At 72.1% G+C, this 11,039-nt stretch carries 11 protein-coding genes and 1 pseudogene; 6 read left to right on the top strand and 6 right to left on the bottom strand.

Annotated features, from left to right (window positions below):
• Positions 1-35: 35 nt before the first annotated feature.
• Positions 36-980 (top strand): EamA family transporter, encoded by a 945-nt coding sequence (locus ACODT5_RS35470; RefSeq protein ID WP_422523182.1) that lies wholly within the window; start codon positions 36-38, stop codon positions 978-980.
• A gap of 26 nt (positions 981-1,006) precedes the next feature.
• Here ACODT5_RS35470 and ACODT5_RS35465 read toward each other — a convergent pair whose 3' ends face one another.
• Both ACODT5_RS35465 and ACODT5_RS35460 read right to left on the bottom strand, forming a co-directional pair.
• Positions 1,007-1,237 carry a hypothetical protein gene (locus ACODT5_RS35465; protein ID WP_422523181.1) on the bottom strand — a complete coding sequence of 77 codons (231 nt, stop codon included), beginning with the start codon at positions 1,235-1,237 and terminating at the stop codon, positions 1,007-1,009.
• 83 nt (positions 1,238-1,320) lie between these two features.
• Complete coding sequence (locus tag ACODT5_RS35460) at positions 1,321-2,601, bottom strand: RNA-guided endonuclease InsQ/TnpB family protein (protein ID WP_422523180.1); 1,281 nt, start codon at positions 2,599-2,601, stop codon at positions 1,321-1,323.
• 23 nt (positions 2,602-2,624) lie between these two features.
• Here ACODT5_RS35460 and ACODT5_RS35455 point away from each other — a divergent pair.
• Positions 2,625-2,747: pseudogene (locus tag ACODT5_RS35455) on the top strand (IS200/IS605 family transposase); the annotation flags it as partial.
• A 470-nt stretch (positions 2,748-3,217) separates the two neighbouring features.
• Here the strand turns inward: ACODT5_RS35455 and ACODT5_RS35450 are convergent.
• Positions 3,218-3,388, bottom strand: coding sequence for a hypothetical protein (locus ACODT5_RS35450; protein WP_385374778.1), 171 nt, complete (start codon positions 3,386-3,388; stop codon positions 3,218-3,220).
• A 67-nt stretch (positions 3,389-3,455) separates the two neighbouring features.
• Positions 3,456-4,511 carry a helix-turn-helix transcriptional regulator gene (locus tag ACODT5_RS35445; RefSeq protein ID WP_422523179.1) on the bottom strand — a complete coding sequence of 352 codons (1,056 nt, stop codon included), beginning with the start codon at positions 4,509-4,511 and terminating at the stop codon, positions 3,456-3,458.
• A 94-nt stretch (positions 4,512-4,605) separates the two neighbouring features.
• Between ACODT5_RS35445 and ACODT5_RS35440 the strand changes: the two genes are divergently transcribed.
• A complete protein-coding gene (locus ACODT5_RS35440) occupies positions 4,606-5,082 on the top strand; it encodes a hypothetical protein (RefSeq protein WP_422523178.1) in 477 nt (158 codons plus the stop codon).
• Positions 5,083-5,103: 21 nt separating this feature from the next.
• Here the strand turns inward: ACODT5_RS35440 and ACODT5_RS35435 are convergent, their stop codons facing one another.
• Both ACODT5_RS35435 and ACODT5_RS35430 read right to left on the bottom strand, forming a co-directional pair.
• A complete protein-coding gene (locus tag ACODT5_RS35435) occupies positions 5,104-5,814 on the bottom strand; it encodes an HAD family hydrolase (RefSeq protein WP_422525135.1) in 711 nt (236 codons plus the stop codon).
• Positions 5,815-5,944: 130 nt separating this feature from the next.
• Positions 5,945-6,415, bottom strand: coding sequence for a hypothetical protein (locus ACODT5_RS35430; RefSeq protein ID WP_422523177.1), 471 nt, complete (start codon positions 6,413-6,415; stop codon positions 5,945-5,947).
• 294 nt (positions 6,416-6,709) lie between these two features.
• On the opposite strand from ACODT5_RS35430, the gene ACODT5_RS35425 reads away from it, so the two are divergent.
• The 3 genes from ACODT5_RS35425 to ACODT5_RS35415 all read left to right on the top strand — a co-directional run bounded on the left by ACODT5_RS35425 (position 6,710) and on the right by ACODT5_RS35415 (position 11,036).
• Positions 6,710-7,525 carry a TIGR03084 family metal-binding protein gene (locus ACODT5_RS35425; RefSeq protein ID WP_422523176.1) on the top strand — a complete coding sequence of 272 codons (816 nt, stop codon included), beginning with the start codon at positions 6,710-6,712 and terminating at the stop codon, positions 7,523-7,525.
• Between the two features lie 68 nt (positions 7,526-7,593).
• Entirely contained in the window at positions 7,594-9,441 is a 1,848-nt protein-coding gene (locus tag ACODT5_RS35420; RefSeq protein WP_479685674.1) for an acyclic terpene utilization AtuA family protein, read from the top strand.
• Positions 9,438-11,036: an acyl-CoA carboxylase subunit beta gene (locus ACODT5_RS35415; protein ID WP_422523174.1), complete on the top strand. Its 1,599-nt coding sequence runs from the start codon at positions 9,438-9,440 to the stop codon at positions 11,034-11,036. The genes ACODT5_RS35420 and ACODT5_RS35415 overlap by 4 nt, the downstream gene beginning before the upstream one ends.
• Positions 11,037-11,039: the final 3 nt, after the last annotated feature.

The raw sequence follows: 11,039 nt of genomic DNA, 5'->3' as shown, positions 1-11,039 counted from the left end.
ACGCACGCTCCTTACCGACCCCCTAATCTGGATAAATGCCCGCACCCTCCTCACCCACGAGCACCGCCCCGAGCACCGCCACGCCCATCGAGCTGCCGCAGACGACGGCAGTCGCCCCCGCGGACGGCTCCTTCCGGGCCCGCTTCGGCCCCGTCGCCCTGGTGGTCACGGCGGGCGTCTCGGTGCAGTTCGGCGCCGCCCTCGCGGTGATGCTCATGCCGCGGGCGGGCGCGGCCGGCGTGGTCACGCTGCGGCTCGCCGCGGCCGCACTGGTGCTGCTGCTCGTCTGCCGGCCCAAGGTGCGCGGGTACTCCCGCTCCGACTGGTCGACCGTGGTGTGGTTCGGCGTGACCATGGCCGGCATGAACGGGTTCTTCTACCAGGCCATCGACCGCATCCCCCTCGGCCCCGCCGTCACCCTGGAGGTGCTGGGCCCGCTGGTGCTCTCCGTCGTGGCCTCCCGCCGCCTGCTGAACCTGCTGTGGGCCGGGCTGGCGCTGGCCGGAGTCGTCCTGCTGTCCACCCACGGCGGAGGCGGCCTCGGCGGGCTCGACCCGCTGGGCGCGGCCTTCGCCCTCGCGGCGGGCGGCATGTGGGCGGCGTACATCGTGTTCAGCGCGCGGACCGGCCGCCGGTTCCCGCAGGCCGACGGGCTGGCGCTGGCGATGGCCGTGGCCGCCGTACTGTCCCTGCCGCTCGGCGTGATCGAGGCCGGCTCGGCCCTGCTGCACCCCAGCACCCTGCTCCTGGGCCTCGGCGTGGCGCTGCTGTCCTCGGTCCTGCCCTACACGCTGGAACTGCTCGCCCTGCGCAGGCTCCCGGCGCCGACCTTCGCGATCCTGATGAGCCTGGAGCCCGCGATCGCCGCGACGGCCGGGTTCCTGATCCTGAACCAGGCACTGTCGGCGCTCGACGCGGCGGCGATCGCGCTGGTCATCGTGGCGAGCATGGGCGCGGTCCGCTCACAGACCCGCCCGTAGATCCGTCCGCGGGACGTTTCCGCTGCTCAGGCCGTCGTCGAGGGGTCCAGCGCGGGCAGGAACTGATCGTAGAAGCCGGCCTTGAGCCGCAGCGCCCGCTCCTCGATCTCCCTGAAGCCGTCCGCCCTGTCCGCCCTGTCCGCCCTGTCCGCCGCCCCGTCCGCCGCGTCCGATCCGTCCGCCCCGTTCCCTCGGCCGAGGAGTTCGGTCACCCGGGCGGCCAGCCGGTCGGAGTGGGTGTCGGACAGCAGGGACACCGTCGCGAGCGAATGAGTCTTCGCGTCGTGGACCAGATGCGGATGTTGAAGTGCTCTCCCGGCTGGAGCCGGGAGATTCCCGCTTACCTTGCGGCAGCGGGCTTGACGCGCTTGGCGCGCCTGACGACTGCCCTTCCGGCAGCCGGGATGAGCGCGAGGCCCATCCGGTACAGGTGCAAGACGTTCCGGGCCGCGTTCCAGTCGGCGTTGCCCGACCACCCGCAGTCCGGGTTCTTGCACACGAACACGGCCTGGGACTCCCGACTGCCGGGCGTGGTCAAGCCGCACGCTGAGCAGCGTTGAGAGGTGCCGGGGGCGGGAACCTTGCACAGGGCGCCGCCGTTCTGGGCGGTCTTGTACGCGAGCATGGTGACCGTCCGGCCCCACGCCTCCCCGCTGATGGAGTGGGTCAGCCCGGATTTCTGGGCGAGGTTCGTTCCCGGCTGGTCGGCTGTGCCCTTGACGGACCTGACCATGTTCGTGATGGTGAGTGCTTCGACCACGACGGTGCCGTAGGTGCGGGCGATGGTGGTGGTCGTCTTGTGCTGCCAGTCCAGTGCCCTGCGCTTGGCTTTCGCGCGGAGTCCTGCGATCTGGTCGTAGGTGTGGTGCAGCCGACGGCTGGTGTGTTCGCCGGGCGTGCGGTGCCGCTTACGCCGTGCGGCGCGCTGCTCCAGGCGCAGGAGCTTCGCCTGCTCCCTCTCCGTCAGCCACTCGTCGTGTTCGTACGTCTCCCCGTCGGAGAGGGCGATGGGGACAGTGACGCCCAAGTCGATGCCGATCTCTGGCCCTTGGTGGGGCTCGGGCTTGACCTCCAAGGTCTGGACGCGGAAGGCGATGTGCCAGCCGAGAGCGTCCTTGACCAGCCGCGCCCCGGTGATTCGGTTCTCCACGCCTGCACGCTTGCCCATGGGCAGGTCCTTGGTCCACCGGAAGCGGACCCGGCCGATCTTCGGCAGGTTGGCCATGCCCCACCTGCGATGCACGCGGATAATGTTCAGGTCCCGGCCCTGCGGGACGTCAACGGACATCACCGTGCGCAGCCGGCCCTTGAAGTTCGGGGCGTCGGCCCGGCCGTCCCAGCAGTTCTGCCATGCCTGGAAGTACGTTTTCAGCACCGCTTGCGCGGCCTGGGCGGGAAGAACAGCAAGAAAGTCGATGTCGCCCCGGGCCTGGCGGATCGCTGCATCCGCGTTCGCCAGGGTCCGCTTCTCCTTCGGCATCATCTGCCACCACGCATGCAGCAGGTTCCACATGGTGCGGGCCGCGTGCGCCTGATCATCTGCCTTGCTAACCCCGGCAGGCGACAGCGCGAGCCGGGCACGGTGCCCGAACTGTCGCTTGGCCAGGGTGTCTTGGCTCACGATCGGGAACCTAGCAGTGGTTTATGTCGACGAGCTGGAATCCTCATCCCGATGTCAGAACCGGGCGTCATGTTGTCTGCCACCTGCACGTTCACTTGGTTTTCGTGGCCAAGTACCGGCGGAAAGGGTTCACTGACGCCATATCGGATGTCCAGCTTGGCGAGCTGCGCCTGGAAGCCGGTGTCGAGCCGGGCGATCTGCGTCCGGAGGGTCTCGTCGAGCCGGGTGACCTGCGCCTCGACCACGTCGAGCTTGCGCAGACGGTCGATCTCCAGCAGGAGGAACACGGTGACCGTGCTCAGGATGAGCAGGGTCACCTTGGGGAGCGCACCCCCGGGAGCGAGTGCGTCGAGCCACCCGAGGAGGTCCGCGATCAGTACCACGACGCCCGATGTGGACATCAGGGCCAGCGCGATCCGTTCCACCCGATAGCGAACGTCGACACTCATGTCGCTCCAGCCCCCGTGCCCGGTACGGCGTACCTCGTACCTCGTACCTCGTACCTCTTGCCCGTCGTGGTCGGCGATGACGCTATACCGACTCCCTTTGTTCCAGGGAGGTTTGAGGGGCGGTACGGGGTGGGGTGGGACGAGTTCAGGCCACGACGCCGGTCCGGTCAGTTCCAGATGATGTCGCCGGCCGGCAGGGGAGTCACGTCGGCGTGCTGGACGTTCGCCTCGGCGTGCTCCCCGTCCGGGAAGTCCTGGCCCCAGCCGCTGGCCATGGCCACGCCCAGCGCGAGGGCGCTCAGGGCGGCAACGGCGAAGTACATCCGAGGAGTCGTCATGCGGGGAGCATCCCAGCCACCCGCACCGGAGGGAAGCCCTCAACCGAAACGGCCCGCGGCTCCGTTCTCACCCCTGCTGGTCCGAGTCCGCATCCGAGTCCGCACCCGAGCCCGCACCCTTGCCGCCCGCCGTCCCGTAGCGCGCCGCCGTCGCGGCGGCGGCCGCTCCGATGCGTCGGCGCAGGGCGGGCGGGGCGAGTACCTCCGCCTCCGCGCCGAGCTGCAGGAACTGCGCCTCCGCGTGGTCCTGCGACTCGATCGGGAGGACCGCCCGTGTCCACCCGGGCAGTTCCGGGTCCGGGGTCCCGGTGGCGGCCAGGGCCCTGGCCTGGGCGCCGGTCAGCCGGGCGGCCGCGCGCGCGGAGACCCGTACCTCCGCCTCCTGCGGGTACAGCCGCTCGTGGAACTCCGCCTGGCTGCGCCGCCAGTGGGCGGCCAGCTCGAAGCCGTCGGGGAGCGCGCATTCCTCGCCGGTCTCCCGCACCGCCAGGATCTGGTCCACGCGATAGGTGCGCGGGGACGCTGCCGCGGCGCCCTCCGTACCCGCCGCTCCCGCCGCTCCCGCGACCAGGTACCAGCGCCCCGCCTTCAGGACCAGCCCGTACGGGGCCAGCCGCCGGTCCACCTCGTGGGGTTCCTTCCAGCGCCGGTACCGGATCTCGACGATCCGCCCCTGCCACACCGCGTCGGCGATCCGGCCCAGGTGCGGGGTCTCCCCGTGCTCCGCGTACCAGCCGGGCGCGTCCAGGTGGAACCGCAGCCGCATCCGGTCGGACTGCGCACGCAGCTCCGCGGGCAGGGCGGCGCGCAGCTTCAGCTGGGCGGTGGACAGGGCGCGGCCGAGGCCGAGTTCGGCGGCCGGTCCCGGCATCGAGGTGAGGAAGAGGGCCTCCGCCTCGCCCGGGGCCAGCCCGGTGAGGCGGGTGCGGTAGCCGTCGAGGAGCTGGTAGCCGCCGCTGTGCCCGGCGTCGCCGTACAGCGGGACACCGGCGGCGGCCAGGGCCTCCGCGTCGCGGTAGACCGTACGGACCGACACCTCCAGCTCCTCGGCGAGCTCTGCGGCGGTCATCCGGCCGCGGGTCTGGAGCAGGAGCAGGATCGAGAGCAGCCGGCTGGACTTCACTTGCACTTCACTGACAGAGGATGTCAGTGAAGTGCTCCTACGGTTCCCCCATCAGCGCAGAACAGCTAGAGAACAGTTGTTGGGGAGACCGCACATGAACGACTTCGACTTCCTCGTCGGCACCTGGGACGTGTCCAACCGGTGGCTCGCCGACTTCCTGGACGCGGACAGCGGCTGGGAGGCGTTTCCGGCGGTGTCCCGGGCCACCCGCCACTTCGGCGGCGCCGCGAGCTTCGACGAGATCGAGTTCCCGACGAAGGGCTTCGCGGGGATGACCCTGCGGCTCTACGAGCCCGAGCGCGAGCAGTGGACCCTCAACTGGGCCAACCGCCGGACCGGAACGCTCTTCCCGCCGGTCACCGGAGGGTTCGACCCGGCCACGGGGACGGGAGTCTTCGAGGGCGAGGACACCTACGGGGGCAAGGCCGTCCGGGTGCGGTTCGTGTGGTCGCGGACGGAGGCGGACTCCCCGCGCTGGGAGCAGTTCTTCTCGGCCGACGGGGCCGAGAAGAACTGGGTCCACAACTGGACGATGGACTTCAGCCGCCGCGCGGCCGACGCCGCCGCTTGATCCCTTCCGCGCGGCCGCGCGTCAGAGGAGCCCGAGCGGCCCGAGCGCCGAGGTCAGTCCGCTCGGCCGCTGCTCGACGGGCAGGTGCTCGACCAGCCGGACCGGGCAGCCAAGCGCCGCGGCCCCCGTATCCGCGACGGCGTCGTCGCCGATCATGAGCACGTCCGCCGGCGCCGCTCCGAGGGCGTCGCAGGCGACCTGGAACAGGCGGGGGTCGGGCTTCTGGACCCCGTGCTCGAAGGAGAGCACGTACGCGTCGACGAACCGGTCGACCCCGTGGGCGCGGAAGACGGGCCGCAGGTCCCAGCCGATGTTGCTGACGACGGCGACGGGGACGCCCCGTTCGCGCAGGGCGGCGAGCGTGGCCGCGGTATCGGGGTAGGGCCGCCAGGCCGCGGGGATCCGGTGCCGTTCGTAGAGGGCGTCGGCCAGCTCCGCGGAGGGCAGCGGCACCTCGCGGGTGAGGGCGGTGTAGGCGGCCCGGTGCTGCTCGGGGCTCAGGTCCCGCTCCCGCCACAGCGGCTCGATCCGGGCCGGCAGCCGCCGCGGCGAGGCGCCGCCCGGAAGGGCGCCGGCCTCTTCCAGCAGGGCTGCGCAGGCGGTGAGTTCTGCCTCGGGCAGGTCGATCCCGGCGTCCGCCACGACCGCGCGCAGCCAGTCCTCGGTGGGTTCGACGCGGAAGAGGGTGCCGGAGAAGTCGAACATCACGCCTTTGACGGAGCCCGTGAGCATGCCTTCGCCCTTGTCGTTGCCCTCGCCGTCGCCTTTGTCCTCGCGTTCAGCCATGACGTGGATCCTCGCCGCGGGCCCGTGCGCCGCGCAAGCCCCGCCGACGGCCGGGATCCCGTGCCGGGCCAGGTTCTCAGATGCCCGGGGGCGTGGTGGCGGGGACCCCCGCGGTGCCCACGCGATGTCCGTCGGCGTCGAACGCTCCGATCTGAACGGCCGTGGCGGGTCGGTTGGGCCACGCCTCGTAGACGGCGAACAGGCCGGCCGTCTGCTCGGGCGGCTCGCCGTTCTCGGCGTGCGGCAGGTCCGTGTGGAGGTAGACCAGCTGTCTGTCGCCGGACTCCACGACCTGTACGGCCTTGATGTGCGTGACCGCCGCCTCGGGGTCGCTGCCGGCGTTGATGGACGCCCATTGCTGCAACTGTGCGGCGCGGTCGGCGTCCTCGGTGGAGTAGGCGCCGTGGGGGTCGGGCGCGGGCAGGGCCGTGGGGATGCCCGCCGTATCCACCGGTTCCCTGGTGAAGGAGCACCCGCTGAGGAGCACGACTCCGAGGGCCCCGAGAGCTGCGAGGGCGGTGAGGCGCCGATGGCGCTGGACAGACACGGGCGGGTCCTTCCCCTACAAGTGAGACGCAGCTGCGCCCCTGCACGATAGACGGCAGGGGCGCAGCGCAGTCGGAGTGGGCGTGCGTTGCCTCCCACGCACTCTGCGTGCCGCCCCTGAACTGGCCGTTTGAGTCAACGTGGCCTGGCTGGAAGGTGGTTGAGGAGGCACCTCGACGTCCAAGTTCCCGATCGCGCACCCCCGGGTCACCTTCCAGAAAATAATGCAAGCACGCTTGATTGTTTTCGTGGCGGCTGCCACGCTTCCCCTCACGCCGAGAAGGGGAGCGCACCCGTGCCCGATCCGTCCGCTGTCGAGAACGCCTTCGCCGTCTTCGCCGATCTCCGCGAGGAGGGCCGGGAACTCGACTCCCTGGTCGGGGAGTTGCCCGCCCCCGACTGGGCGGAGCCCACGCCCGCGCCCGGCTGGAGCCTCGCCCACCAGATCGCCCACCTGCACTGGACCGACCGGGCCTCGCTGCTCGCCCTCACCGACGCCACCGCCTTCGCGGGGCTCGTCGAGGAGGCGCTGAAGGCCCCCGACTCCTTCGTCGACGCGGGCGCCGAGGAGGGTGCGGCACTGGCCCCCGCCGAGCTGCTCGCCCGCTGGCGGGACGGCCGTACCGCACTCGGCGAGGCCCTCACCGCGGCCTCCCCCGACGCCAAGTTCCCCTGGTACGGGCCGCCGATGAAGGCCGCGTCGATGGCGAGCGCCCGCCTGATGGAGACCTGGGCCCACGGCCAGGACGTCGCCGACGCGCTCGGGGTGCGCCGCGTACCGACGGCCCGGCTGCGGCACGTGGCGCGGATCGGAGTGCGGGCGCGCGACTACGCGTACGCGGTACGGGGACTGCCCGCGCCGGCCGGGGAGTTCCGGGTGGAGCTGACGGCTCCGGGAGACCGCGCCGAGGTGTGGACGTACGGCCCCGAGGACGCGCCGCAGCGGGTCACCGGCCCGGCGCTCGACTTCTGCCTGCTGGTGACCCAGCGCGCCCACCGCGCCGACCTGTCCCTGACGGCGACCGGCCCCGACGCCGACCGCTGGCTCGGCATCGCCCAGGCCTTCGCCGGCCCGGCGGGCCCGGGGCGTGCGCCGGAGGCCTCCCGGTGACCCGGCGCCCCCTGCTGATCGGCAACGCGTCGGGCTTCTACGGAGACCGCTTCGACGCCCTGCGCGAGATGCTGACCGACGGCCCCCTCGACGTACTGACCGGGGACTACCTGGCCGAGCTGACCATGCTGATCCTCGGCCGCGACCGGCTGAAGAACCCGGAACTCGGCTACGCCAAGACCTTCCTGCGCCAGTTGGAGGAGTGCCTCGGCCTCGCCCACGAGCGGGGCGTACGGATCGTCGTGAACGCCGGCGGCCTGAACCCCGCGGGACTCGCCGGAGCGGTGCGTGCGCTGGCCGCGAAGCTGTCCGTCCCCGTCTCGGTCGCGCACGTGGAGGGCGACGACCTGATGCCGTACCCGCTCCCGTCCGGGGAGGGCGCGCTCACCGCGAACGCCTACCTCGGCGGCGGCGGGATCACGGCCTGCCTGCGGGCGGGCGCGGACGTGGTGGTGACCGGCCGGGTCACCGACGCGGCCCTGGTGAGCGGGCCCGCGGCGTGGTGGTTCGACTGGGCGCCGGACGACCACGACCGGCTGGCGGGTGCGGTGGTGGCGGGCCACGTACTGGAATGCGGCACGCAGGCCACGGGCGGCAACTACGCCTTCTTCACCCGGCACGACGTGTCCCGGCCGGGGTTCCCGCTGGCGGAGATCGCCGCGGACGGCTCGTCGGTCATCACGAAGCACCCGGGCACGGGCGGCATCGTCTGCGTCGGTACGGTCACGGCGCAACTCCTCTACGAAACCCAGGGAGTCCGCTACCTCGGCCCCGACGTGACGGCCCGCCTGGACACGGTCCGGCTGTCGGACGCGGGCGCGGACCGGATCCGGATCTCCGGGGTCCTGGGCGAAGCCCCGCCCGCCACCCTCAAGGTGGGCGTGACCCGCGTCGGCGGCTGGCGCAACGAGGTCGTCTTCGTCCTGACGGGCCTGGACGTGGACGCGAAGGCCGCGCTGGTGCGGGAGCAACTGGCGGCTCTGCTCGCGCCGGTGGAGTCCGTCTCCTGGACGCTGTCCCGTACGGACCACGAGGACGCGGAGACGGAGGAGACCGCGAGCGCGCTGCTCCGCCTGGTCGTCCGCGACCCGTCCCCCGACAGGGTGGGCCGGCCCCTCACTTCGGCGGCGATCGAGCTCGCGCTCGCCAGCTACCCGGGATTCCACGTCACGGCTCCGCCGTCGCCGGCCCAGCCGTACGGAGTCTTCGACTCGACCGCGGTCGCCTCGGGCGGGGTTCCCCACACGGCGGTCCTGCCGGACGGCACCCGCCTGCCGGTCCGCGCGGCCCCCGACCCTGCGGGGCCTGTCCCCTCCCCACCCTTCCCCCGTTCCCCGGACTCCGCCCGGACCCACGCCTCAAACGCCGACGGGGCAGGGCCCACCACCCCCGAGCCGCAGGCCCTGGGAGTCCCCGAGCCGGAGGCCCGGGCCATCCCGGATCAGGCGGCGGCGCCCACCGCGCCCACCCGCAGGGTGCCGCTCGGCACCATCGTCGGGGCCCGCAGCGGTGACAAGGGCGGGGACGCCAACGTCGGCGTGTGGGCCGAGAGCGCCCCCGCCTGGGAGTGGCTGCGCACCACCCTCACCGTCGAAGCCTTCAAGGCGCTGCTCCCCGAAACGGCCCCACTGGAAGTGACCCGCGCCGAGCTCCCCAACCTCCGCTCCCTCAACTTCACCATCACCCGGATCCTCGGCGACGGCGTAGCCTCCGGCCACCGTTTCGACCCCCAGGCCAAGGCCCTCGGCGAATGGCTCCGCTCCCGCCACGTGGACATCCCCACAGCCCTGCTGGAACCGCCTACGGAGCCTCCCGCAGCCTTGCCGCAACCACCCGCGGAGCCCTCCGCAGCCCCGCCACAACCGCCCGCGGAGCCCCCCGTACCCGCCGCCACCGCCCCGGAGGGGACCCCGTGACCCGCCTCAAGAGTGCCGTCGACCCGCTCGCCCCCGAGCACACGCAGGCCCGTACCGCCGCCCTGGAACGCCTCGCCGAGCTCGATGCCGCGCACGCCACCGCCCTCGCCGGCGGCGGCGAGAAGTACACCGCCCGGCACAAGACCCGCGGCAAGCTGCTCGCCCGCGAGCGCGTCGAGCTGCTCCTCGACCCGGACACCCCGTTCCTGGAGCTGTCCCCGCTCGCCGCCTGGGGCAGCGACTACCCGGTCGGCGCCTCCATGGTCACCGGCATCGGCACCGTCGAGGGCGTCGAATGCCTGGTCACCGCCAACGACCCCACGGTCCGCGGCGGCGCCTCCAACCCCTGGACGCTCAAAAAGGCGCTCCGCGCCAACGAGATCGCCCGCCAGAACCGACTGCCCTGCATCAGCCTCGTCGAGTCCGGCGGAGCCGATCTCCCCTCCCAGAAGGAGATCTTCATCCCGGGCGGCGCCATCTTCCGCGACCTCACCCGGCTCTCGGCCGACGGCGTCCCCACCATCGCCGTCGTCTTCGGCAACTCCACCGCCGGAGGCGCGTACATCCCCGGCATGTCGGACCACACCATCATGATCAAGGACCGCTCCAAGGTGTTCCTGGGCGGCCCGCCGCTCGTCAAGATGGCCACCGGCGAGGAGAGCGACGACGAGTCCCTCGGCGGAGCCGACATGCACGCCCGGACCTCGGGCCTCGCCGACTACTACGCCCTCGACGAGCACGACGCCATCCGCCAGGCCCGCCGCGTCGTCGCCCGCCTCAACCACCGCAAGGCCCACTCCGATCCGGCCCGCGCCGAAGAACCCCTGCACGACCCGGAGGAACTCCTCGGCATCGTCCCCGCCGATCTCAAATCCCCCTTCGACCCGCGCGAGGTCATCGCCCGGATCGTCGACGCCTCCGACTTCGACGAGTTCAAGCCCCTCTACGGCACCAGCCTGGTCACCGGCTGGGCGAGCCTGCACGGCTACCCCGTCGGTATCCTCGCCAACGCCCAAGGGGTGCTGTTCAGCGCGGAATCGCAGAAGGCGGCCCAGTTCATCCAGCTCGCCAACCAGCGCGACATCCCGCTCCTCTTCCTCCACAACACCACCGGCTACATGGTCGGCAAGGAGTACGAGCAGGGCGGCATCATCAAGCACGGCTCGATGATGATCAACGCCGTCTCGAACTCGAAGATCCCCCACCTCTCCGTCCTCATCGGCGCCAGCTACGGCGCCGGCCACTACGGCATGTGCGGCCGCGCCTACGAGCCCCGCTTCCTCTTCGCCTGGCCCAGCGCCAAGTCCGCGGTCATGGGCCCCGCCCAGCTCGCCGGGGTGCTCTCGATCGTCTCCCGCCAGTCGGCTGCGGCGAAGGGACAGCCCTACGACGAAGAGGCCGACGCCGGCATGCGCGCCTTCGTGGAGGCGCAGATCGAGTCCGAGTCCCTGCCGATGTTCCTGTCCGGACGGCTCTACGACGACGGGGTCATCGACCCCCGCGACACCCGCACCGTCCTCGGCCTGTGCCTTTCGGCCGTCCACAACGCCCCCGTCGAGGGCGCCCGTGGCGGCTTCGGCGTCTTCCGGATGTGAGCC

This window comes from Streptomyces tatrensis (genome assembly GCF_049310065.1).
GTDB lineage: Bacteria > Actinomycetota > Actinomycetes > Streptomycetales > Streptomycetaceae > Streptomyces.
Note: the sequence above shows the minus strand (reverse complement) of the source record. Positions and strands in the feature narration are given on the sequence as shown.